Genomic DNA, 22,625 nt, shown 5'->3' on the forward strand with positions numbered 1-22,625 from the left:
CCTATCCGAAGATGTTCTGGCGCAGCGCCTTGGCGACGAAGGTCGTCACCTGCGGCAGCGCCACCTCGATATCGGACTCGTATTTCAGCAGCACGTTGAGCGTATCCTTGACCACGTCATGGCCGAGCTCGGCCGCCTGCAGCAGCACCAGCACGCGCGCCCAGTCGATGGTCTCGCTGACCGACGGCTGCTTCTTCAAGTCGAGCGTGCGGATGTCATGGATGAAAGTCACGAGCTGCCGCCGCAGGGTTTGCGAGATGCCGGGGATGCGGCTCTCGACGATGCGCTCCTCCAGCTTCTGCTCCGGGAAGCCGATGTGCAGATGCAGGCAGCGCCGCTTCAGGGCGTCGCCGAGATTGCGCTCGGAGTTGGAGGTCAGGATCACGGTCGGCGGCTTCGCGGCGGCGATGCTGCCGAGCTCGGGGATCGTGACCTGGAAGTCCGACAGGATCTCCAGCAGCAGCGACTCGAACTCGGCATCCGACTTGTCGATCTCGTCGATCAGGAGCACGCAGCCATCAGGCTCGAGCAGGGCCTGCAACAGCGGCCGGGGTTCGACGAATTCCTTGGAGAAGAACACGTCGCCGAAATCATGCAGCTGGGCCAGCGCCGCGTGCAGCGTCTGCGCGCCGCCGAGCACCTCGCCGAGCTTGTCCTTCAGGATCTGAGTGTAGAGCAGCTGCTTGGCGTATTTCCACTCATACAGCGCCTTGGCCTCGTCGAGCCCCTCATAGCATTGCAGCCGGATCATCTTCAGGCCGCGCCAGGCGGCGATCGCCTTGGCGAGCTCGGTCTTGCCGACGCCGGCGGGACCCTCGACCAGGATCGGCTTGTCGATCGCCTGCGACAGGTAGACGGCGGTGGCGATCTGGCGGCTGGCGATATAGCCCTGGGCGGCGAGGCCGGCTTCGACGGCCGCGATCGAGGCGATGGCTGAAGAGGGGGCCGGGGAATCAGCCACTGATCGAACTCCGTTTCCTTGGGCAGTCGGACCTGGAGCTGACGTGATCGGCGGTCCGGTCCCTGCGATGCCCGTCAGGCGAAACCCCTGACATTTGCTGGCTTTGTGTTATGTCCTGGCTACGCGCCCGGCCCATCCTTGTCCAGTGCGGGCGCGTCGGCAGGGCAGCATGGCTGCCTGTCCCGGATCGACGGACCCCGAAAATCACGCCGAGCGGAATATGAACCGATCCATCCTGCATCTCATCGTCCTCCTGGTCCTCGTGGTCGGAGGCGGCTGGATCATCGGCGCCTCGAACCTGCCCGGCGCCTGGTACGGCTCGCTCAACAAGCCGTGGTTCACCCCGCCCGGCTGGCTGTTTCCGATCGCCTGGACCGCGCTCTACATCATGATCGCGCTCGCCGGCTGGCGCACCTATGAACGTGTCGACAGCGGTGCCGTGATGCAGGTGTGGTGGGGCCAATTGGTCCTAAACTTCGCGTGGTCGCCTGTGTTCTTCACCGCGCATCTGATGTGGGTGGCGTTCGCGATCATCGTCAGCATGTTCGTCTTGATCGTGACCTTCATCGTCATGCAATGGCGCGACGACCGGATCGCGGCGCTGCTGTTCGTGCCCTATGCCTGCTGGGTCGCGTTTGCGTCCGCGCTGAATTTTTCGGTGAACGTGCTGAACTGAGATGAGGCGGCTGATGGGGCGAAGCTTAGGACGGTTGGCCAGGCTGCCGCGGCATCCTCCGCTGTCGTCCCGGCGAACGCCGGGACCCATACCGCGGACGGCCGATTGTTGGAAACGGCTCTGCGTCATCTTTCTTTCTCGACAGAGGGCCCCGGTGGTTATGGGTCCCTGCGTTCGCCGGGACGACAGCGGAGGGTGGGGCAGCCGGCTGGGCATACTGAGGCATGATGTTCGAGGCCTCCAGCCATGAACCTCAAGCAGCTCGAATATTTCGTGCAGGTCGCCGAGCTCGGCTCGTTCAGCAAGGCGGCAAGCGTGCTCGACGTGGCGCAGCCGGCGCTGTCGCGGCAGGTGCGGGCGCTGGAATCCGAGCTGAAGCAGCAGCTGTTCGCGCGCAACGGCCGTGGGGTGGCGCTGACCGAGGCCGGCAAGCGGCTGCTCGACCATAGCGTCGGCGTGCTGCAATTGGTGGCGCATGCGCGCGAGGATCTCGGCGCCAGCCGCGACGCGCCGGTCGGCCGCGTCACCATCGGCCTGCCGCCGAGCATCGCGCGGCAATTGACGCTGCCGCTGATCGACCGCTTCCGCAAGGAGTTTCCGGCGGCGCGGCTCGCCGTGGTCGAAGGCCTGTCGACGCATGTGGTGGAGTGGGTGACCACGGGGCGTATCGATGTCGGCATGGTCTACAATCCCGAGGCCCAGGCCGGCATCGAAATTACGCCGGTGCTGCAGGAGCCCTTGGCGCTGGTGAGCCACGCGCCGAAGGGCAAGCGCCGCGTCACCGCGCCGCTGCCGATGGCCGAGCTGTCGCGCTATCAGCTGATCATGCCGGAGCGGGTGCATGCGATGCGGCGTCTGCTGGAGACGCAAGCCGCGCTCGCCGGGATCAAGCTCGACATCGCCTGGGAAGTGTCGAGCGTGCCCTCGATCATCGACCTCGTCTGCGCCGGCTACGGCCACGCCGTGCTGACCCCGAGCGGCGTCGCCGCGTCCGGGCGCGCGAGCGAGCTCGCGATCCGTCCACTGACCGAGCCGGCGCCGACCAGCGTGCTGTGCCTCGTCACCTCGGCGCACAAGCGCCCGACGCCGCTGGCGCAGCACACGATGAAGCTGGCGACGGCGCTGATCAGGAAGCTGCCGCGGTAGCCAACTCGCGCCGCGCAACCGGTGCCACCCTCCCCTGGAGGGGGAGGGGCGCTCGCACGCGAAGCGGGCGAGCGGGGTGGGGTGAAGCCATGGGCACCGGTGCATCTGGAGAGATCACCCCACCCCGCTCACTTGCGCTGCGCTCAAGTGAGCCGACCCTCCCCCTCCAGGGGAGGGTGGAGACCGGGGCGTCGACGTGGTGCGCAATCCGCAGCCCAGACCCGTTGAGACCCATTCTAAAATCAGCATGGCTCATTTGATATCTTATGCCGTTTTGGAATAGCTGATAGACGCAGCCCGGCGCTGGCGCGCCCTGTCGCGCCCGGTCACATATCTCGTCAAGCCGCCGCAGGCGCAGGGCTGATCGCGCACGGACGCGCGCTCCTTGCGGACCTCGGCGAACGAGCCAGAACAGCACCCCAAGGAAAGCAGAAACGATGCAAACGACCGGCCGCGTCGACGTCCAGGCCTTTCTCGACGATCACAAGTTCTCCGCCTTCCAGTGGCTGATCTTCGCGCTCGGCTTCGTCATCGTGCTGCTCGACGGCTTCGACACCGCGGCGATCGGCTTCATCGCGCCGTCGCTGCTCAAGGAGTGGGGCATCGAGAAGTCGGCGCTGGGGCCGGTGCTGAGCGCGGCCCTGTTCGGCCTTGCCGGCGGCGCGCTGTTTGCCGGTCCCGTGGCCGACCGTCTCGGCCGCAAGCTGGTGCTGGTCGGCTCGGTGCTGATCTTCGGCGTTGCCTGTCTCGCCTCGGCGTTCGCGACCAACCTGACCGAACTCACCGTGCTCCGTTGTGTCACCGGCATCGGCCTCGGCGCCGCCATGCCGAATGCCGTGACCCTGCTCAGCGAGTATTGCCCGGGCCGGCTGCGCGCCACCATGACCAATTTGATGTTCTGCGGCTTCCCGCTGGGCGCGGCCTGCGGCGGCTTTCTCGCCGCCTGGATGATCCCGCAATGGGGCTGGCGCAGCGTGCTGGTGCTCGGCGGCGTGACGCCGCTGGTGCTGACCGTGCTGCTGATCGTGATCCTGCCGGAATCCGTGCATTATTTGCTGTCGCGCGGCGCGAGCGTCGAGCGCGTGCGCAAGGTGATGCGCAGGATCTCTGCCGCGGCCGTCGATGTCGGCCAGTTCGTGATGCTCGAGCCGGAGCATGCCGAGACCACCCGGCGCGTCAACGCCACCGGCATCGGCATGGTGCTGTCGCCGGTGCTGCGCGTCGGCTCGCTGATGCTGTGGGTCACCTATTTCATGGGGCTCGTGATCTTCTACTCGCTGATCAACTGGATGCCGGTCCTGTTCAAGGATGTCGGGCTCAACCCGCAGACAGCGACCCTGATCTCGGCGCTGTTCCCGCTCGGCGGCGTCGGCGCGGTGTTCTTCGGCCTGCTGATGGACCGCTTCAACGCCAACCGCATCGTTGCGGTCGGTTACGCCCTGACCGCGGTGACGATCTTCCTGATCGGCCAGGCGGTCGGTAACATCGGCTTGCTGGTGGTGATCGTGTTCGTCGCCGGCGTGGTCATGAACACGGCCCAGTCGTCGCTGCCGGCGCTGGCCGCCTCCTTCTACCCGACCCAGGGCCGGGCCACCGGCGTGGCCTGGATGATGGGCATCGGCCGCTTCGGCGGTATTGCCGGCTCCTTCCTGGTCGCCGAGCTCACGGCCCGCCATCTGACCTTCAGCGAGATTTTCACCGTGATCGCAGTTCCCGGCTTGATCGCGGCGCTCGCCCTTGTGGTAAAGCAGGCCGTGGGACCGGGAGGCCGCGCCAGCGGCAAGGATGTCGGCAGCCCTGTGATTGCGCATTGAGCGGCGCCCCGGAAGACAGAGAAGCTTGAGGGAGAGACTGACGTGATCATCGACGTGCACGGCCATTACACGACGGCCCCGAAGGCGCTCGAAGAGTGGCGCAACCGGCAAATCGCGGGCATCAAGGATCCCTCGGTGATGCCGAAGGCCTCCGAGCTTTCGATCAGCGATGACGAGCTGCGCGAGAGCATCGAGAGCAACCAGCTCAAGAAGATGAAGGAGCGCGGCAGCGATCTCACCGTGTTCTCGCCGCGCGCGAGCTTCATGGCCCACCACATCGGCGACTTCCAGGTGTCCTCGACCTGGGCCGCGATCTGCAACGAGCTGTGCTATCGGGTCAGCAAGCTGTTCCCGGACAATTTCATTGGCGTCGCGATGCTGCCGCAGTCACCCGGCGTCGACCCCAAGACCTGCATTCCCGAGCTGGAGAAATGCATCAAGGAGTACGGCTTCGTCGGCATCAATTTGAACCCGGACCCGTCCGGCGGCCACTGGACCTCGCCGCCGCTGTCGGACCGGCACTGGTATCCGATCTACGAGAAGATGGTCGAGCTCGACATCCCCGCGATGATCCACGTCTCGACCAGCTGCAACGCCTGCTTCCACACCACCGGCGCGCATTATCTCAACGCCGACACCACGGCGTTCATGCAGTGCCTGACCTCGGACCTGTTCAAGGATTTCCCGACCCTGAAGTTCCTGATCCCGCATGGCGGCGGCGCGGTGCCCTATCACTGGGGCCGGTTCCGCGGCCTTGCCCAGGAGCTGAAGAAGCCGCTGTTGAAGGACCACCTCCTCAACAACATCTTCTTCGACACCTGCGTCTATCATCAGCCGGGCATCGACCTGCTGACCGGCGTGATTCCGATCGACAACATCCTGTTCGCGTCCGAGATGATCGGCGCCGTCCGCGGCATCGATCCCGAGACCGGCTTCTATTACGACGACACCAAGCGCTACATCGAGGCCGCCAAGCTGACGCCCGAGCAGCGCCACCAGATCTACGAAGGCAATGCGCGGCGCGTATTCCCGCGTCTCGACGCCGCGCTGAAGGCCAAGGGCAAGTGATTTAAGGGCAGACGAGCGATGAGCACCCCCATGAACAATCTCGGCATCGTCAAGACGAAGATCACCCGCGCCGACAAGGCCGCGGTGGAGAAGCTGTCGAAATTCGGCGTCGCCACCATCCACGAGGCGATGGGCCGGGTCGGGCTGATGCAGTGCTATATGCGTCCGATCTATCCGACGGCGAAGATGTGCGGCACCGCCGTGACCGTGCTGCTGCAGCCGGGCGACAACTGGATGCTGCATGTCGCGGCCGAGCAGATCCAGCCCGGCGACGTCGTCGTCGCCGCCTGCACGGTCGAGAACACCGACGGCTTCTTCGGCGATCTCCTGGCCACCAGCTTCCGCGCCCGCGGTGCCCAGGGCCTCGTGATCGACGGCGGCGTGCGCGACGTCGCTGATCTCACCGAGATGCAGTTTCCGGTGTTCTCGCGCGCAATTTCCGCACGGGGAACGGTGAAAGCCACGCTGGGCTCGGTCAACATCCCGATCGTCTGCGCCGGTGCGGCGGTCAATCCGGGCGACGTGATCGTCGCCGACGTCGACGGCATCGTCGTCGTGCCGGCCGCGGTCGCGCATCAGGCCGCGGACGCCGCCGCCGCGCGCGAGGCCAACGAGGCCGACAAGCGCGAGAAGCTGGCGTCCGGCGTGCTCGGACTCGACATGTACAAGATGCGCGAGCCCTTGGCGAAGGCCGGGCTCAAATATATCGATTGAGCAGCAATGACTGCAGCGCCCAACCCAAGTCCTTCGAACCGATGGCATGTCGGGCTGATCGGCTACGGCGAGGTCGGCAAGATCCTCGCCGAGGATCTGCGCAAGGACGGCGTGCGCGTCTCCGCCTTCGACGTGAAGTTGGCTGACGCTAGGGGCGACGCGATGCGCAGCCACGCCGCTGAAATCGGCGTGACGCTCGCAGCCTCGCATGCCGAATTGGCAGCGCAGGCCGACTTCATCGTCTCCGCGGTCACCGCGAGCCAAGACGTGGCGGTGGCGCAGGCCTGTGCTGCCACGATCAAGCCAGGCGCCTGGTTCCTCGACTTCAACTCGGCCTCGCCCGGCGCCAAGCAGCGCGCCGCCGCGCTGATCGACGGCGCCGGTGGACGCTATGTCGAAGGCGCGGTCATGACGTCGGTGCCGCCCTATCGCATCAAGGTGCCGCTGCTGCTCGGCGGCTCCGGCGCGCGCGAACTGGCGCCGCTGCTCAACGATCTCGGCTTCGCCGCGAAGTTCGCCAGCGACAAGCTCGGCGTGGCCTCGGCGACCAAGATGTGCCGCAGCATCATGATCAAGGGTCTCGAGGCGATGGTGATCGAGAGCTTCACCACCGCGCGCGCCTATGGCGTCGAGGATGCGGTGCTGGCTTCGCTGCAGGAGACGTTCCCCGGCATCGACTGGGAGAAGCAGGGCGCCTATTTCTTTCAGCGCGTGATCGAGCATGGCCGCCGCCGCGCCGAGGAGGTAAGGGAGGTCGCCGAGACCGTGCGCGACATCGGGCTGACGCCGTGGTCGGCGGAAGGCACCGCCGAGCGCCAGGCCTGGGTCGCCGATCTCGCCGATGACGGCCTGTTCGGCACGCGCGGCAGCAAGGAGTTCGCGCGCAGCCCGGACTGGCGCACCGAGGCCGATCGCATTCTCAACAAGATCAAGTCCAAGGAGTAGGGAACCTCATGGAGTTCCAGAAGACCCCGGGATGGCTCGACTGGTACGACGGCCCGTCGAAGCCGCGCTTCAAGGTGCCGGCCGGCAGCGTCGATGCGCATTGCCACGTGTTCGGCCCTGGCGCCAAATTCCCTTATGCGCCCGAGCGCAAGTATACCCCCTGCGACGCCTCCAAGCAGCAGCTCTATGCGCTGCGCGACCATCTCGGCTTCGCGCGCAACGTCGTGGTGCAGGCGACCTGCCACGGCGCCGACAACCGCGCCATGGTCGATGCGCTCGTGCATTCCAACGGCAAGGCCCGTGGCGTCGCCACGGTGAAGCGCAGCGTCAGCGACGCCGAGCTGCAGGCGATGCACGACGCCGGCGTGCGCGGCGTCCGCTTCAACTTCGTCAAGCGCCTGGTCGACTTCACGCCCAAGGATGAGCTCATCGAGATCGCCAACCGCATCAACAAGCTCGGCTGGCACGTCGTGATCTACTTCGAAGCCGTCGACCTGCCGGAGCTGTGGGACTTCTTCACCTCGCTGCCGACCACCGTCGTCGTCGACCACATGGGTCGTCCCGATGTGACCAAGCCGGTCGATGGTCCCGAGTTCGAGCTGTTCGTGAAGTTCATGCGCGAGCACGGCAACGTCTGGTCCAAGGTGAGCTGCCCGGAGCGTCTCTCGGTCAAGGGACCGCCGGCGCTGAACGGCGAGCAGAACGCTTATCGCGACGTGGTGCCGTTCGCCCGGCGCATCGTCGAGACCTTCCCGGATCGCGTGCTGTGGGGCACCGACTGGCCGCATCCGAACCTGAAGGACCACATGCCCGACGACGGCCTCCTGGTCGATTTCATTCCGCATATCGCTGTCACGCCGGAGCTGCAGCACAAGCTCCTGGTCGACAATCCGATGCGGCTTTACTGGCCGGACGAATCCTGAAGGAGAGAAGCGATGTCGCTCGACAAACCCTATACCGACGTTCCCGGCACGACCATCTTCGACGCGGACATGTCGCGGATGGGTTATCACCTCAACCAGTTCTGCATGTCGCTGATGAAGGCGGAGAACCGCGCCCGCTTCAAGGCCAATGAGCGTGCCTATCTCGACGAATGGCCGATGACCGAGGAGCAGAAGCAGGCCGTGCTCGACCGCGACCTCAACCGCTGCATTTCGCTCGGCGGCAACATCTACTTCCTCGCCAAGATCGGCGCGACCGACGGCAAGAGCTTTCAGCAGATGGCCGGCAGCATGACCGGCATGACCGAAGATCAATATCGCGACATGATGATCAAGGGCGGCCGCTCGGTCGAGGGCAACCGCTACACCGGGGAGAAGAAGTAAATGGCCCATATCTCCGCAAGCGTCTTCACCTCGCACGTGCCGGCAATCGGCGCCGCGCTCGACCTTGGCAAGACCGGCGAGGATTATTGGAAGCCGGTGTTCGCCGGTTACGACTTCGCCAAGCAGTGGGAGAAGGAGCAGAAGCCCGACGTCGTGTTCCTGGTCTTCAACGACCACGCCACCGCCTTCAGCCTGGAGATGATCCCGACCTTCGCGATCGGCACTGCGGCCGAATATCGGCCGGCCGACGAGGGCTGGGGTCCGCGTCCCGTGCCGAAGGTGATCGGCCATCCCCGGCTCGCTGCGCACATCGCGCAGTCGGTGATCCAGGACGATTTCGACCTCACGATCGTCAACAAGATGGACGTCGACCACGGCCTCACCGTGCCGCTGAGCCTGATCTTCGGCCAGGTGGATGCCTGGCCGTGCCCGGTGATCCCGTTCGCGGTCAACGTCGTGCAATATCCGGTGCCGTCGGGCCGCCGCTGCTTCATGCTGGGCAAGGCGATCCGCAAGGCGATCGAGAGCTATGACGAGCCGCTCAACGTGCAGATCTGGGGCACCGGCGGCATGAGCCACCAGTTGCAAGGGCCGCGCGCCGGCTTGATCAACCGCGAGTGGGACAACGCCTTTCTGGACCGACTGATCAACGATCCGGAAGGGCTGTCGAAGGTGCCGCACATCGAATACGTGCGCGAGGCCGGCAGCGAGGGTATCGAGCTCGTGATGTGGCTGATCGCGCGCGGCGCCATGAGCGACGTCAACGAAGCCAAGAAGGGCAACGCGCCGACCGTGCGTCACCGCTTCTACCATGTGCCGGCCAGTAACACCGCCGTCGGCCATCTGATCCTGGAGAACAACTGATATGGCCAAAGACGGTTCTAAGACCATCAAGGTCGCGCTCGCCGGCGCCGGCGCCTTCGGCATCAAGCATCTCGACGGCATCAAGAACATCGACGGTGTCGAGGTGGTGTCGCTGGTCGGGCGCCGCTTCGACCAGACCAAGGAAGTCGCCGACAAATACGGCATCAAGCACGTCTCGACCGAACTCGCCGACAGCCTGAAGCTGCCGGAGGTTGACGCCGTCATTCTCTGCACCCCGACGCAGATGCATGCGGCGCAGGCGATCGACTGCCTCAAGGCCGGCAAGCACGTACAGGTCGAGATCCCGCTGGCGGACTCGCTGAAGGACGCGCAGCAGGTCGTCGAGCTGCAGAAGGAGACTGGGCTGGTCGCGATGTGCGGCCACACCCGCCGCTTCAACCCCAGTCATCAATGGGTGCACAAGAAGATCAAGGCCGGCGAATTCCACATCCAGCAGATGGATGTGCAGACCTACTTCTTCCGCCGCACCAACATGAACGCGCTGGGCCAGCCGCGCAGCTGGACCGATCACCTCTTGTGGCACCACGCCGCGCACACCGTCGACCTGTTCGCCTATCAGGCGGGCTCGCCGATCGTGAAGGCCAATGCTGTGCAGGGACCGATTCATCCCAACCTCGGCATTGCCATGGACATGTCGATCCAGCTCAAGACCGCCAATGGCGCGATCTGCACCTTGTCGCTGTCGTTCAACAATGACGGCCCGCTCGGAACTTTCTTCCGCTACATCGGCGACACCGGCACCTACATCGCCCGCTACGACGATCTGGTGAACGGCAAGGAAGAGAAGATCGACGTCTCCAAGGTCGATGTCTCCATGAACGGCATCGAGCTGCAGGACCGCGAGTTCTTCGCCGCGATCCGCGAGGGCCGCGAGCCCAACGCCTCCGTGGCCCAGGTGCTGCCCTGCTACCAGGTGCTGCACGATCTCGACGAGCAGCTCGCCAAGGGCTGACACTATCCCTCCTCGCGTGGTAGGCGCGGGGAGGGGACTTCCCAGGCGCGGCCCCGCGGCCGCTTATGGCGCCTTGGACGGCTTCAGCTTCGGCAGCGTCGCGACAATCTTCTGCTTGCCGTCGACGATCTCGGCCAGGAAGCTCTCACGGTCGATGTCGCCGTTCTGGTCCCAGCTTGCCTCCATCAGCATGCCCGGTGCCTTGTCCGGCGTCAGCGTCAATCCCTTCATGGTGGCGCCGAAAGCGTGGCCGTCGAACTTGCCGATCATCTCGGTCACGTATTTGATGAGATAGACCGCGGTATAGCCTTTGATGCCGTTATGGTCGGGCCAGTAGCGGTAGCGCTCGTTGAACTTCTTCGCAAAGGCCTGGATGGCTGGGACCGGCGCATCCGCGCTCAGGCCGACATGGCCGCGCACGCCGTTGGCGGCGGGGCCTGCGAGCTCCACGACCTTCTGACTGAGCAGCGTCGTCTCTCCGAACAGCGGCACCGACAATCCCTGACGTTTGGCCTCGATCAGGAAACGCGCGCTTTCTTCCTCGTTGGTGTAGACGAAGATCGCGTCGGCCTTGACGTTCTTCAGCTTGATCACGTCCGAGCCGAAATCGACCTGGCCCTGCTCGGTCGAAATGTCCGACACCACCTCGATGCCGCGGGTCTTCATCTCCTTGACGAAGCTGTCGCGGCCGCCTTTGCCGAAATCGTTATTCACCCAGACCACGGCGACCGATTTCACCTTCAGCTGGTCGTGCAGATAGTTGGCGATCTTCGGCATGCTGAACTGCTGGCCGAAGGCGGTGCGGAAGATCCAGGGGTTGCCCTGCGTGGTGATGTCGGCCGCCTCGGCGCCGACGATCTGTGGCACCTCGGCCTGCTGCGTCAGCGCCATGTTGACCTTGACCGAGCCGGAGTAGATCGGACCGAGCACGACGTAAGGCTCGCGGTCGAGCACCTTCTGGACCTGGGCGCGGGAGACGCCGGGATTGCTCTGGGTGTCGAGATGCTCGGTCGCGATCTTGCGGCCGAGAATACCGCCAGCGGCATTGATTTCGTCGACCGCAAGCGCGACGCCATCGCGCCAGTTCGTCCCCGACACCGCGCCTGGGCCCGACAGCTCGACGACGTCCGGAATGTAGACAGTGTTCTCGGCATGCGCATGGAAGCCCCACAGCGAAGCGGCCAGCGCAACGCCGCTCAGTCGTCCCAGATGTCTCACGATATCCTCCCCCTTGTTTTTTGCTTATGGTGACGAACTCATCGGTATCTCTGCAAAGCCCAGCAGCCGCGATGGCGTTCGCCATAGCAGCCGATGCTGGTCGTTGGGATCTGGAAAGATTGCGGTGATGCCGGCCAGCAGCGGCCCGTAGTCGAGCCGTTCAGGCGCACGCAGGAAAGGCCAGTCCGAGCCCCAGACGCAACGATCGAGCGTGAAGGCATCGACGAGCGCGGCGATGAACGGCCACGTATCGGCGTAGGGATAGGGCTGCCGCGCGAACTTGTAGTAGCCGGATAGCTTCACATAGGCATCACGCTCGCGGCCGAGTGCGAGCAGCGCCTGGAAGGCGGCGCGCTGCAGCCCGTGTTCGACGGCAGGCCGGCCGCAGTGATCGAACACGAGACGGACTTTTGACCTTTCAATGAGCGGCAGCAAGTCGAGCAGTTGATCCTGCTCGACCTGGACCTGCAGAAACAGATCGAGGTCGGTCAGCTTGTCCAGCAGCGGCGCGGCGTCACGGTAATAGTCGGTGCCATGAAACGGCACGTTGAAGGCGACGCCGATGACGCCTGCGGCCTTCAACTGCTCCAGTTCCCCGATGTCGACGTCCTTCTCGACGACCGCGACGCCCTTGAACCTGCCATCTCCGAGCCTGAGTGTGTCGAGCAGGATGCGGCTGTCGAAGCCATAGCCGGAATTGGTCGCGACGATCAGCGCGTGCCGGACGTCGAAGACGTCGAGCACGCGAATGAGATGCGCGGCGGGCGCAATTTCCTGGCCGGTCGGACGATAGGGCGTATCCGGCGCGTAGGGGAAGCGCGCGGGATCGATGGCGTGGATGTGGCAATCGATCCTGGGGCCTGCCGGAAGTGCCATGGTCGAGCCCTCTCTGACCGACGTTCAGAACGTCGCCTGAATTGCCTTGATCAGTTCGGGCGTGACGTCGGGCAGCACCCCGAACCAGGCCTGGAAGGCGAGGCGGGCCTGGTTGAGCAGCAGGCCGAGCCCGTTCACCGTCGTGCAGCCGCGCCCGCGCGCGTCCGCGAGGAAGGGCGTCTCCAGCGGCGTGTAGATCAGGTCTGCCACGAGCGTCTTGGCTGAGAGCCGCCCCAGATCGATCTCCAGCGCCGGCTTACCGATCATGCCGCGATCGGTGCTGTTGATCAGCACCGCGACGTCGGCCACCGCCGCCGAGCGGTCGTCCCACGCCACCGTGCTGATCGCCGACCCGAACTCGGCCGCAATGGCCTGCGCCTTCTCGGCGGTGCGGTTGCTGATGCGGATGTCGCGGGCGCCATTCTCAAGCAGCGCCACAACGACCGCGCGCGCTGCACCGCCGGCGCCGAGCAGAAGAATAGGGCCTTCGTCGGCGCGCCAGTCCGGCCTGGCGTCGCGCAGGCTCTGGACAAAGCCGTTGCCGTCATTGTTGAAGCCGCTCAGCGTGCCGTCGGATTCGACGACAATGGTGTTGACGGCGCCGATGCGGCGTGCGGTTTCGTTCACCCGATCGAGCAGCGGCATCGCCGTCTGCTTGTGCGGCATGGTCACGTTGCAGCCGCGGAATCCGAGCGCCACCAGTCCTGCGAGCGCATCCTTCAGCCGCTCCGGCTGAACCGCGAGCGGCACATAGGCGCCGCGCAGGCCGTGCGCGTTGAGCCAGAAATTGTGGATCGTGGGGGAGCGGGAGTGAGTAACGGGCATGCCGATGACGCCGGCCAATCCGAATCCATTCGCTTGCGACATGCTGCGCGATGACCTCCCTTTTCAGATATCGGCCTGTCCCGGCCAATGTGAAACCGTCTTATGAGCAATGACGCGCACAGGCAATTGAAACATTCGGCCACAAATCCTTGTCGCAATGCAGCGCATCATGGCTCAATGTCCAGTTCATAGGCGTCATCGCGTGACCCGCCCCCTGGGCAAAGCCAGGGGTGATTTCTATGATTGCGCAAGTCTGCCTCGACGACCGTCCGCCGGACCCAAAGGATCGCCATTGACTGTCCAATCTCCGCCACCCGTGGCAACAGAAACCTTCACCGACGCGGCCGCCGCGGTGGCCCGGCTCGAGGAGATCTACGAGCGCAATACCGCTTTCCTGCGCGGCCATTTCGAGGCCTATGCCAACGGCGTCGTGCCGGCGACACGGATCCGCGCCACCTATCCCTTCGTGCGGCTGACCACCGCAAGTCACGCCCGGCTCGATTCGCGTCTCGCCTACGGCTTCGTTGCGGGTCCTGGCGTGCACGAGACCAGCGTCACGCGGCCGGACCTGTTCCGCTCGTACCTGACCCAGCAGATCCGCCTGCTGATCGAAAACCACGGCGTACCGGTCGAGATCGGCGAGTCGGCTGAGCCGATCCCGGTCCATTTCGCCTATCGGCGCGACATCAACATCGAGACGGCGCTGCCGCATCACGAGAGCCCGCTGGTGACGCGCTCCTTGCGCGACGTGTTCGACGTGCCGGATCTGTCGACCATGGACGACGCCATCGCCGACGGCACGCTCGAGCTGACGCCGGGCATGCCGGAGCCGCTGTCGCTGTTTCGGGCCGCGCGCGTCGACTACTCGCTGCGCCGTCTCTATCACTATACGGGGACCGATCCAGACCACTTCCAGAACTTCGTGATCTTCACGAACTACCAGTTCTACGTCGATGCCTTCGCGGATTGGGGCCGTCAGCAGCTCGCGGCGGGGCAGGGCGCCGCCGAGACGTTCGTCGAGCCGGGCAACGTCATCACGCGCAATGCGCGGCTCGGCGGCGGCACGACAGGCGCGGCGCCGGCGCGCACGCCGCAGATGCCGGCCTTTCACCTGGTCGAGCCCGGGCACCAGGGCATTACCCTGATCAACATCGGCACCGGGCCCTCGAACGCACGCAACGTCACCGACCACATCGCGGTGCTGCGGCCGCATGCGTGGCTGATGGTCGGCCATTGTGCGGGTCTTCGCAACACGCAGCGGCTCGGCGACTATGTGCTGGCACACGGCTATGTCCGAGAGGATCACGTGCTGGACCAGGAGCTGCCACCCTGGGTGCCGATCCCGGCGCTTGCGGAGGTGCAGGTCGCACTGGAAGAGGCCGTCGAGGCGGTCACCGGCTTTTCCGGTTTCGAGCTGAAGCGGCTGATGCGCACCGGCACCGTCGCCAGCGTCGACAATCGCAACTGGGAGATCAGCGGTCCGGCGGTGATCCGGCGGCTGTCGCAATCGCGCGCCATCGCGCTCGACATGGAGTCGGCAACGATCGCGGCCAATGGCTATCGCTTCCGCGTGCCTTACGGCACGTTGCTCTGCGTGTCCGACAAGCCGCTGCATGGCGAGATCAAGCTCGCCGGCATGGCGGGCGACTTCTACCGGCAGCGCGTCGGCCAGCATCTCCAGATTGGGCTGAAGGCGCTGGAGCTCCTGAAACACCAGGAGTCGGAGCGGCTGCATTCGCGCAAGCTGCGCAGCTTCGCCGAAGTCGCATTTCAATAGCGGCCCGTGGCTGCCTGGGATCAGCGGCCCCGGCGCCCGTCGAACGCCTGACGCGCCTGCTCGACCTCCGGCATCTTGGCGATGGTCCAGGCATAGAGCGCGCGGAACGGCGGCTGCAGGGTACGGCCGAGCGGCGTGATCTCGTACTGAACCGCGACCGGCGAGTCCGCGATCACCTCGCGGGCGACGAGGCCGTTGCGCTCCAGCCGGCGCAGGCACTGCGTCAGCGCCTTCTGGGTGACGCCCTCGAGCTGCTTCTTGATCGCGTTGAAGCGCAGCGGTCCGGAGTCGAGCACCGCCAGCACCATCATCGACCATTTGTCGGCGATCTGGTCGATCAGCACCCGGCTCGGGCATTCCGACGAGAAGTGCTGCGGCTTGCAGCGGAGCGGGGCGGTCTCTGATGTCGACGTGGCGGTCACGACAGCGGTTTCCTCGGATATACCTGAGCGACTTTGGGTGCCTGATTGACTTCAGGTTTACGAAGTATACTGGAGCGGTTCCGAACGCAATGGAGCCCCCTGAATGTCCGACCTCGATACCAGCGTGCTGTTTCGTCCCTTCCGCCTGAAGACGCTGGAGCTGAAGAACCGCATCGTCATGGCGCCGATGACCCGCAATGCGGCGCCGAACGGCATTCCCGGCGAGGCCAACGCCGCTTATTACCGCCGCCGCGCCGAAGGTGGCGTGGGGCTGATCCTCACCGAGGGCACGGTCGTCAACCGCCCGGCCTCGCGCAACGAGCCCAATATTCCCTTCTTCCACGGCGATGCCGCGCTGGCCGGCTGGCAGAGCATCGCCACGGCCGTGCACGCCGCCGGCGGCCGCATCGCGCCACAGATCTGGCACACAGGCTCGACCAGGGGCATGAGCCGCTGGGAGCCCGATGCGCCGGTCGAGAGCCCGTCCGGGCTGGTTGCGCCGGGCAAGCCGCGCGGCAACGCGATGAGCGAGAACGACATTGCCGACACCGTTGCCGCCTTCGCGCAAGCCGCGGCCGATGCCAAGCGGGTCGGCTTCGACACCGTCGAGATCCACGGTGCGCACGGCTATCTGATCGATGAGTTCTTCTGGTCCGGCACCAACAAGCGCGAGGACCGCTATGGTGGCGCCACCATCAAGGAGCGCTCGCGCTTCGCTGGCGAGGTCGTCGCCGCGATCCGCAAGGCGGTGGGTCCCGATTTCCCGATCATCCTGCGCGTCAGCCAGTGGAAGCAGCAGGACTATGCGGCGCGCCTCGCAGAGACGCCGGCGCTGATGGCCGACTGGCTGCAGCCGCTGGTCGCGGCCGGCGTCGACATCCTGCACTGCTCGCAGCGCCGTTTCTGGGAGCCGGAATTCCCGGACGTGGACGGCGAGAAGGGCCTGAACTTTGCCGGCTGGGCCAAGAAGATCACGGGGGCTGCGACCATCAGCGTCGGCTCGGTCGGCCTGTCCGATGAATTCTTCTCGGCGTTTGCCGGCAAGCCGTCGACGACGGCCGATCTCGACGCGCTGCTGGAGCGCATGGCCAAGGAGGAGTTCGACCTCATTGCGGTCGGCCGCGCGCTGATCAGCGATGCCGAATGGGTCGCGAAGATCAAGTCCGGCGACAAGGCGGGCCTGAAGGGCTTCAGCGCGGCGGATCTCGGCGCGCTGGTGTAAGCTCTTGTCGACCCGTTGGTGCCCCTCGCCCGGCGCAAGCGGGGCGAGGGGGCGTACCGTCAGCGAGGCGCGAGCTCGAGCCTGCCATCCCGTCCTTGCGACGGACTAATGCACCGTCAGCTCGAGATACATCGGGCTGCGGAAGGTCGAGGACGGCATCCAGGGCAATTGCTCCTGGGTGCGGCGATAGTCCGGCACGACCTTGTGCAGCTCGTCGAACGCGATCCTGATCGCCATGCGCGCGATCGCCGATCCCAGACAGGCGTGCACGCCGCCGCCGAAACCGAGATGGCCGCGCGGTTTCCGCGCGATGTCGTAGACATCCGGATTGGGAAACTGCCGCTCGTCGCGGTTGGCGGAGCCGTAGGCGAGGCAGACGAAATCGCCCTCGCGCATGGTCTGGCCGTGCAAGGTGACGTCCTTCTGCAGGCAGCGGCGGAAGCGCTGCGCCGAGGTGTTGAAGCGCAGCGACTCTTCCACGGCGTCCGCCATCAGGTCGGGATTGGCGACGACGGCCCGGCGCGCCTCGGCGTGATCGGCGAGATTGTAAGCCAGCATCGTCATGAAACCGCCGAGCGACTCGATGCCGGCCATGATCAGCGTTGTCGTCGTCAGCAGCACCTCGCGCTCGTCGAGCTTGTCGCCGTCGATCTCGGCCATGCTGAAATGCGAGATCAGGTCGTTCTGCGGCCGAGCGCGGCGCTCTGCGATGATGCCGGCTGCATAGTCCTGCATCCAGTTGTAGGCTGCGAGGTGCTGCGGTCCCTTGGCGCGGCTCACCGGATCGCTCTGCACCATCAGCACCGCCTTGTCGCGCACAGTCTGCTCGTCGCCGAGCGGCAGGCCGAGCGCGGCGAACAGCACGCGCACAGTGAATTTCGAGGAGAACGCCTCGATGAAGTCGAACCGGTCCTGGCCGCGCAGCGCCTCGGCGCAGTCGCGCGCGATGTCGCGGATCGGGCCTGACAGGCTTTCCAGATTGCGCTTCATGAAGGCATGCTGGACGAGGCCGCGCAGCCGGTCGTGGCGCGGCGGGTCGGTGGTGCCGAGCGTCGCGCCGGCACGGTTCGGCAGCTCGGTCATCAGGTTGCCCTTGGCCGACGAATAGGTCTGCCAGTTCGTTCCGGCCGCCGCCACATCGGCATAGCGCGACAGAATCCACACCTGGGCCTGCGGGCTCCAGAAGCATGGGTGCTCGTCGCGCAGCGTCTTGTAGAATGGGAACGGGTCGGCATCGACCGCAGGCGAATACGGGTCGAACGCGAACATGTTGGGCCTCCTCTCCATTGAGTGTGGTCGTTGTTGTTCTTTTCACTGATCTAGCCGAGCCGTGGCCGCGGCGTGAGACACGAAAGCCGGCCAAGACTTGTACTTTTCCGACATTCAGGGTTAGCTCTCGCTCATGCCCCGCTTTCGCACCAAGCCGTCGATCCCCGCGTTCGCGCTCTACGGCGAAGCGTCGGCCGCGCAGCCGGACATGCTGCATGTCGAGCCGATCCAGGTGCGCAGCAAGCTCTATCGCTGGGAGATCGAGGCGCATACGCACCAGGGCCTGCACCAGATCCTCTGGGTCGCCTCCGGTCCGGCCGAGATCGCCTTGGACGAAAGCCGCGAACGCTGCACCGGCCCGGTCACCGTGATCATTCCGCCCGGCGTGGTCCATGCCTTCCGCTTCTCGCGCGACACCGACGGCTATGTGCTGACGTTCAATCCGCGGGCGGTGGTGGAGGGCGACGTCCCGGCGACCGGCGAGGCGCTGCGCGACCTGTTCGCAACCGCGCAGATCCTGCATCTCGATGCGCAGGCGGTCGCGACGCGGCGCATCGCCGCGCTGTTCGTCGACCTCGCCGACGAGTTCGCCGCCGCCGATTCCGCGGCCTCGCCGGTGCCGCATTGGCTCGGTCGCTCGATCGTGTGGCGGCTGGCGCAGCAGAGCGCGCGGCAGTCGCAAGGCGCGCGGCGCGGCAGCGGGCACGCGGCGCTGTTCACCCGCTTCATCGTGCTGGTCGAGGCGCATCACCGCGATCACTGGTCGGTGGCGCGCTACGCCGACGAGCTCGGCATGACGCCGGAGCGGCTCAATCGGTTGACGCGGGCCGAGACCGGCCAGTCCGCGCTCGACATCGTGCATGCGCGGCTGGCGCGCGAGGCGTGCCGGCGGCTCACCTATATTGCAGCGCCGGTGTCGAAGCTGGCGTTCGAGCTCGGCTTCAAGGACCCGGCCTATTTCTGCCGCTTCTTCAAGCGGCACACCGGGGCGAGCCCGCGCGACTATCGCCGTGCGATGGGGGTGGGGGACGGCGCGGCGCCGCCGTAAGGGTGATCGGCGCCGCCCGATACCACCTTCGCATTCGTTTTGCATCGCGGCATGGTGTCGGAAAAGTGCAAGAGAATGCCGCGTCCATCCAAGTGATCCCAGCACATTCCTTGCTAAAATCAGCGATTGAAAAGCATACCCAACAAGCCTGCGTCTACGAATCCGGGAGAACACGCCCATGAAAGTCCAAGTCTGCATCATCGGCGGAGGCCCGTCGGGCCTGATGCTGTCGCAGCTCCTGCACCTGCAGGGCATCGATACGATCATCCTGGAGAAATCCAGCCGCGACTACGTGCTGTCGCGCATCCGCGCTGGCGTGCTCGAGCACGGCTTTGCCGAGCTGATGCGCGAGGCGCAGTGCGGCGAGCGCATGGACCGCGAGGGCGAGATTCATCACGGCTTCTACATCGCCCATGACGGCAAGCTCGACCGCGTCGACCTGCACAAATATTCCGGCGGCAACTCGGTGATGGTCTACGGCCAGACCGAGCTGACGCGCGATCTCTACGAGGCCCGCGACAAGCTCGGCGGCAAGGTCGTGCACAACGCGACCGACGTGACGCCGCACGACATCGCCTCCGACAAGCCTTACGTCACCTACCGTCAGGACGAAGAGGTCGTCCGCATCGACTGCGACTACATCATCGGCGCCGACGGCTTCCACGGCGTCAGCCGCAAATCGATCCCGCACGACAAGCTGACGGAATACGAGCGGGTGTATCCGTTCGGCTGGCTCGGCGTGCTGTCGCGCACCAAGCCCGTGTCGCCGGAATTGATCTATGCCAAGCACGAGCGGGGCTTCGCGCTGTGCTCGCTGCGCTCGCAGGTGCTGAGCCGCTACTATGTCCAGGTGCCGCTCACCGACAAGGTCGAGGACTGGAGCGACGATGCGTTCTGGGAGGAGCTGAAGCGCCGGCTGCCGGCGGAGATCGCGGCCAAGCTGATCACGGGGCCCTCGATCGAGAAGAGCATCGCGCCGCTGCGCAGCTTCGTCGCCGAGCCGATGCGCTACGGCCGGCTGTTCCTCGCCGGCGACGCCGCCCACATCGTGCCGCCGACCGGTGCGCGCGGGCTGAACTCGGCTGCGTCCGACATCTACTATCTCTATCATGCGCTGCTCGATCACTACAAAAAGGGCGACGACCGCGGCATCGACGGCTATTCGCAGCGGGCGCTGGCGCGGATCTGGAAGGCGCAGCGCTTCTCCTGGTGGATGACGACGCTCTTGCATCGTTTCCCCGACCGGTTGTCCTACGACGACAGACTGCAGGACACCGAGCTCGCTTATCTGTTCTCGTCGGAGGCCGCGCAGCGGTCGCTGGCGGAGAACTATGTCGGACTGCCGTTCTGAGCGAGGTCAACGCGACGCGTTTCGCCTGCGCTGCTTGATGGCACCACGCATCAGTCGCCTCGCTGTCGTCCCGGCGAACGCCGGGACCCATACCCCCAGGGAGCGGTTTGAGGCAGGCTGGCGATTGGCTTTGTGCCCATCATGACTGCCGCGGAGTGTGGGTCCCGGGTCGGCGCCGTGACGCGCTTCGCGCCTCACGGCTTGCCCGGGACGACGGTTGGGATAGATCGGATTCACGTCTCAAACAGCGCAGGCAGGACGTGGCAACGCGGTCTCGCGGCACATGATGCCCGAGGTCTGCGATCAACTCGCCCCTCCCATAATCGAGAGGGCGCAGGGAATGCCGGGTGAAGGCCTCACCCATGGCCCGCCTGCGTAAGAAAGTGCAGGCGGCAGGTACCACAGGTGCAGCCGAACACTCCGGCATTCCCTGCGCGGCAGTCTCACGCTTATACGCAGTCTCCCTGGTGCGCCGGGCTTTCTGGCCACCATGATCCGCGCGGCGCCTCGAGCGCCGTCGCGAACGAAACACCAGCATCGGGGTGTCAGGACGCTGCGACTTCACGTCCGCAAGAGATCGCTCGTCCGCATGCTCTCGCGAGCCTGCTCTCGAACTCTCGCGGCCACCGCATCCCCGCCTCGCGTGTCGTGACGATCGCGCGCAACGCCCCTCTCGTTGAGGCGGGATGGCCGGAGATAAGCACATCTTCCGATAAGACGAAAGAGAAATTTTCTGAAAAGCGGAAAATTTTCGAAGGGGGCCGGGCAGATCGCGTTCAATGCCGCGCAGGAACGTCGGCTGCCCGCGAGCCCCATGAGCAGGATGCAGCATCTTGATCGAACACGCGACCGTCAGCCCCGTCACCGCTCCGCGGCCGCTTGGAGGATGACGCCGTGTTTCGCTGGTGCAACTTCGCTCAGCTCGAGATCGGGGGACAGATGATCGGGGCGCGCTGTTGGATTAGCGCCAACTGCTAAAGTCTGTCGGCCTCCCCGCGCGCCCTGAAAAATGAGTTGCGCACCTCAAAAACCGCGCTATGGTCCTCAACCCAAAGGGGAGGATCATGAACGCGCCGCTGACATTGCGGGATATTGCGCGGCAGGCGGGCGTGAGCCTCGCCACCGTCGACCGCGTGCTGCACAACCGGCCGGGCGTGCGCCCGGACACGGTGCGGCGCGTCAAGGATGCGATGGCGCGCAGCGCGTTTCAGCCGCATGCGGCGGCCTCCGAACTCGCCCGTGCCCGCTCGCGGCGCTTTGCCTTCGTGATGCCGTCCGGTGCCAATCCCTTCATGCAGCAGATTCAGGCGCATCTCGGCGAGTTGGCGAGCTGGATGGCCGCGCGCCGGCTCTCGGTCGATGTCGTCACGACGGACGTGTTCGATCCGGCTGTGCTGGCCGGCAAGCTCGAAGATCTGGTCGGTCGCGTAGACGGTGCGGCGGTGGTGGCGCTCGACCATCCGAGCGTGCGCGCCGCGATCAATGATCTCGTCGAGTCCGGCGCCAAGGTCGTGACTCTGGTCTCCGACGTGCCGTCGTCGCGGCGGCATCATTATGTCGGCATCGACAACATCGCCGCTGGCCGCACCGCGGGTGCGCTGGTCGGACGCTTCGCCGGCGGCAGGGCGGGGCGGGTCGCGATCATGGCCGGCTCGCAAGGCCTGCGCGATCATGCCGAGCGCATCTTCGGCTTCGGCCAGGTTCTGGCGGCGGAGTTTCGGCAACTTGAGGTTTTGCCGGTTGCTGAGGGGCATGATGTGGACGATCGCTCAGAGCACCTCATGCGCGAGCTGCTGACCGAGTATCGCGACATCGTCGGGCTCTACAATGTCGGCGCTGGCACGGCCGGCGTCGCCAAGGCGCTGACCGAGTCGGGGCGGGCCGATGACATCGTGTTCGTCGGCCATGACGTGACGGCGCTGACGCGCAAGCTGCTGTTGAACGGCGTGATGGATGCGGCGATTTCGCAGAACCCGGGACACGAGGCGCGCTCCGCGGTGCGCGTGCTCCTGGCGCTGGCGCGCGGCGAGCCGATCCTGAGCGAACAGGAGACGATCCGCATCGACATCGTGATGCGGGACAATCTGCCGTGAGCGGGTGGCCGCGGTGACGCGGTCGGCCCGAACACGGA

At 65.6% G+C, this 22,625-nt stretch carries 21 protein-coding genes; 15 read left to right on the top strand and 6 right to left on the bottom strand.

The features are described 5' to 3' along the window. Position 1: 1 nt before the first annotated feature. On the bottom strand, positions 2–961 hold the full coding sequence (locus QX132_RS29025; protein ID WP_316163496.1) for a MoxR family ATPase: 960 nt from the start codon (positions 959–961) through the stop codon (positions 2–4). Between the two features lie 262 nt (positions 962–1,223). Between QX132_RS29025 and QX132_RS29030 the strand changes: the two genes are divergently transcribed. The 10 genes from QX132_RS29030 to QX132_RS29075 all read left to right on the top strand — a co-directional run bounded on the left by QX132_RS29030 (position 1,224) and on the right by QX132_RS29075 (position 10,486). Next, the gene (locus QX132_RS29030; protein WP_316163537.1) at positions 1,224–1,637 is read left to right on the top strand and encodes a TspO/MBR family protein; all 414 of its coding nucleotides are present in this window, start codon (positions 1,224–1,226) and stop codon (positions 1,635–1,637) included. Positions 1,638–1,883: 246 nt separating this feature from the next. Then, positions 1,884–2,783 carry a LysR substrate-binding domain-containing protein gene (locus QX132_RS29035; RefSeq protein ID WP_315773063.1) on the top strand — a complete coding sequence of 300 codons (900 nt, stop codon included), beginning with the start codon at positions 1,884–1,886 and terminating at the stop codon, positions 2,781–2,783. 437 nt (positions 2,784–3,220) lie between these two features. Beyond that, positions 3,221–4,597, top strand: a complete 1,377-nt coding sequence (locus QX132_RS29040; RefSeq protein ID WP_316163497.1) for an MFS transporter — start codon at positions 3,221–3,223, stop codon at positions 4,595–4,597. A 42-nt stretch (positions 4,598–4,639) separates the two neighbouring features. Further along, the gene (locus QX132_RS29045) at positions 4,640–5,665 is read left to right on the top strand and encodes an amidohydrolase family protein (RefSeq protein WP_315779435.1); all 1,026 of its coding nucleotides are present in this window, start codon (positions 4,640–4,642) and stop codon (positions 5,663–5,665) included. A gap of 18 nt (positions 5,666–5,683) precedes the next feature. Continuing rightward, positions 5,684–6,379 carry a 4-carboxy-4-hydroxy-2-oxoadipate aldolase/oxaloacetate decarboxylase gene (gene ligK, locus QX132_RS29050; protein ID WP_011925385.1) on the top strand — a complete coding sequence of 232 codons (696 nt, stop codon included), beginning with the start codon at positions 5,684–5,686 and terminating at the stop codon, positions 6,377–6,379. Positions 6,380–6,385: 6 nt separating this feature from the next. Then, positions 6,386–7,324 (top strand): NAD(P)-dependent oxidoreductase, encoded by a 939-nt coding sequence (locus tag QX132_RS29055; protein WP_316163498.1) that lies wholly within the window; start codon positions 6,386–6,388, stop codon positions 7,322–7,324. An 8-nt stretch (positions 7,325–7,332) separates the two neighbouring features. After that, positions 7,333–8,247 (top strand): amidohydrolase family protein, encoded by a 915-nt coding sequence (locus tag QX132_RS29060; RefSeq protein WP_316163499.1) that lies wholly within the window; start codon positions 7,333–7,335, stop codon positions 8,245–8,247. Between the two features lie 12 nt (positions 8,248–8,259). Beyond that, the gene (gene ligA, locus QX132_RS29065) at positions 8,260–8,649 is read left to right on the top strand and encodes a protocatechuate 4,5-dioxygenase subunit alpha (RefSeq protein ID WP_315773072.1); all 390 of its coding nucleotides are present in this window, start codon (positions 8,260–8,262) and stop codon (positions 8,647–8,649) included. Next, a complete protein-coding gene (locus tag QX132_RS29070; protein WP_316163500.1) occupies positions 8,650–9,513 on the top strand; it encodes a class III extradiol dioxygenase subunit beta in 864 nt (287 codons plus the stop codon). Position 9,514: 1 nt separating this feature from the next. Further along, positions 9,515–10,486, top strand: a complete 972-nt coding sequence (locus QX132_RS29075) for a Gfo/Idh/MocA family oxidoreductase (RefSeq protein WP_315741194.1) — start codon at positions 9,515–9,517, stop codon at positions 10,484–10,486. A 63-nt stretch (positions 10,487–10,549) separates the two neighbouring features. Here QX132_RS29075 and QX132_RS29080 read toward each other — a convergent pair whose 3' ends face one another. From QX132_RS29080 to QX132_RS29090, 3 genes are read right to left on the bottom strand one after another with little or no spacing between them, the layout of a single operon-like run. Continuing rightward, positions 10,550–11,704 carry an ABC transporter substrate-binding protein gene (locus tag QX132_RS29080; protein ID WP_315798915.1) on the bottom strand — a complete coding sequence of 385 codons (1,155 nt, stop codon included), beginning with the start codon at positions 11,702–11,704 and terminating at the stop codon, positions 10,550–10,552. A gap of 24 nt (positions 11,705–11,728) precedes the next feature. Then, a complete protein-coding gene (locus QX132_RS29085; protein ID WP_315798916.1) occupies positions 11,729–12,580 on the bottom strand; it encodes an amidohydrolase family protein in 852 nt (283 codons plus the stop codon). 24 nt (positions 12,581–12,604) lie between these two features. After that, a complete protein-coding gene (locus QX132_RS29090) occupies positions 12,605–13,447 on the bottom strand; it encodes a shikimate dehydrogenase (protein ID WP_316163501.1) in 843 nt (280 codons plus the stop codon). A 250-nt stretch (positions 13,448–13,697) separates the two neighbouring features. Between QX132_RS29090 and QX132_RS29095 the strand changes: the two genes are divergently transcribed. Then, the gene (locus QX132_RS29095) at positions 13,698–15,182 is read left to right on the top strand and encodes an AMP nucleosidase (RefSeq protein ID WP_316163502.1); all 1,485 of its coding nucleotides are present in this window, start codon (positions 13,698–13,700) and stop codon (positions 15,180–15,182) included. Positions 15,183–15,202: 20 nt separating this feature from the next. Here the strand turns inward: QX132_RS29095 and QX132_RS29100 are convergent, their stop codons facing one another. Then, on the bottom strand, positions 15,203–15,526 hold the full coding sequence (locus tag QX132_RS29100) for a helix-turn-helix domain-containing protein (RefSeq protein ID WP_315741221.1): 324 nt from the start codon (positions 15,524–15,526) through the stop codon (positions 15,203–15,205). Positions 15,527–15,707: 181 nt separating this feature from the next. Between QX132_RS29100 and QX132_RS29105 the strand changes: the two genes are divergently transcribed. Then, positions 15,708–16,826, top strand: a complete 1,119-nt coding sequence (locus tag QX132_RS29105) for an NADH:flavin oxidoreductase (protein ID WP_316163503.1) — start codon at positions 15,708–15,710, stop codon at positions 16,824–16,826. Positions 16,827–16,931: 105 nt separating this feature from the next. Here QX132_RS29105 and QX132_RS29110 read toward each other — a convergent pair whose 3' ends face one another. Continuing rightward, complete coding sequence (locus QX132_RS29110; RefSeq protein WP_316163504.1) at positions 16,932–18,095, bottom strand: cytochrome P450; 1,164 nt, start codon at positions 18,093–18,095, stop codon at positions 16,932–16,934. Positions 18,096–18,228: 133 nt separating this feature from the next. Between QX132_RS29110 and QX132_RS29115 the strand changes: the two genes are divergently transcribed. From QX132_RS29115 to QX132_RS29125, 3 genes are all read left to right on the top strand, one after another. Next, a complete protein-coding gene (locus QX132_RS29115) occupies positions 18,229–19,143 on the top strand; it encodes a helix-turn-helix domain-containing protein (protein WP_316163505.1) in 915 nt (304 codons plus the stop codon). 178 nt (positions 19,144–19,321) lie between these two features. Further along, positions 19,322–20,494, top strand: coding sequence for a 4-hydroxybenzoate 3-monooxygenase (gene pobA / locus QX132_RS29120; protein ID WP_315741202.1), 1,173 nt, complete (start codon positions 19,322–19,324; stop codon positions 20,492–20,494). 1,064 nt (positions 20,495–21,558) lie between these two features. Further along, positions 21,559–22,587, top strand: a complete 1,029-nt coding sequence (locus tag QX132_RS29125; RefSeq protein ID WP_315741203.1) for a LacI family DNA-binding transcriptional regulator — start codon at positions 21,559–21,561, stop codon at positions 22,585–22,587. Positions 22,588–22,625 lie beyond the last annotated feature (38 nt).

The organism is Bradyrhizobium sp. SZCCHNRI20481 (assembly GCF_032485055.1).
Taxonomy (GTDB): Bacteria; Pseudomonadota; Alphaproteobacteria; order Rhizobiales; family Xanthobacteraceae; genus Bradyrhizobium.

What these genes read in the sequence shown, in the direction of transcription:
- QX132_RS29110 (WP_316163504.1), bottom strand. Translation starts at nt 18,095, where the DNA reads ATGTTCGCGTTCGACCCGTATTCGCCTGCGGTCGATGCCGACCCGTTC.
- QX132_RS29075 (WP_315741194.1), top strand. Translation starts at nt 9,515, where the DNA reads ATGGCCAAAGACGGTTCTAAGACCATCAAGGTCGCGCTCGCCGGCGCC.
- QX132_RS29090 (WP_316163501.1), bottom strand. Translation starts at nt 13,447, where the DNA reads ATGTCGCAAGCGAATGGATTCGGATTGGCCGGCGTCATCGGCATGCCC.
- QX132_RS29060 (WP_316163499.1), top strand. Translation starts at nt 7,333, where the DNA reads ATGGAGTTCCAGAAGACCCCGGGATGGCTCGACTGGTACGACGGCCCG.
- QX132_RS29125 (WP_315741203.1), top strand. Translation starts at nt 21,559, where the DNA reads ATGAACGCGCCGCTGACATTGCGGGATATTGCGCGGCAGGCGGGCGTG.
- QX132_RS29035 (WP_315773063.1), top strand. Translation starts at nt 1,884, where the DNA reads ATGAACCTCAAGCAGCTCGAATATTTCGTGCAGGTCGCCGAGCTCGGC.
- QX132_RS29115 (WP_316163505.1), top strand. Translation starts at nt 18,229, where the DNA reads ATGCCCCGCTTTCGCACCAAGCCGTCGATCCCCGCGTTCGCGCTCTAC.
- ligA (WP_315773072.1), top strand. Translation starts at nt 8,260, where the DNA reads ATGTCGCTCGACAAACCCTATACCGACGTTCCCGGCACGACCATCTTC.
- QX132_RS29070 (WP_316163500.1), top strand. Translation starts at nt 8,650, where the DNA reads ATGGCCCATATCTCCGCAAGCGTCTTCACCTCGCACGTGCCGGCAATC.
- ligK (WP_011925385.1), top strand. Translation starts at nt 5,684, where the DNA reads ATGAGCACCCCCATGAACAATCTCGGCATCGTCAAGACGAAGATCACC.
- QX132_RS29055 (WP_316163498.1), top strand. Translation starts at nt 6,386, where the DNA reads ATGACTGCAGCGCCCAACCCAAGTCCTTCGAACCGATGGCATGTCGGG.
- QX132_RS29085 (WP_315798916.1), bottom strand. Translation starts at nt 12,580, where the DNA reads ATGGCACTTCCGGCAGGCCCCAGGATCGATTGCCACATCCACGCCATC.
- QX132_RS29040 (WP_316163497.1), top strand. Translation starts at nt 3,221, where the DNA reads ATGCAAACGACCGGCCGCGTCGACGTCCAGGCCTTTCTCGACGATCAC.
- QX132_RS29105 (WP_316163503.1), top strand. Translation starts at nt 15,708, where the DNA reads ATGTCCGACCTCGATACCAGCGTGCTGTTTCGTCCCTTCCGCCTGAAG.
- pobA (WP_315741202.1), top strand. Translation starts at nt 19,322, where the DNA reads ATGAAAGTCCAAGTCTGCATCATCGGCGGAGGCCCGTCGGGCCTGATG.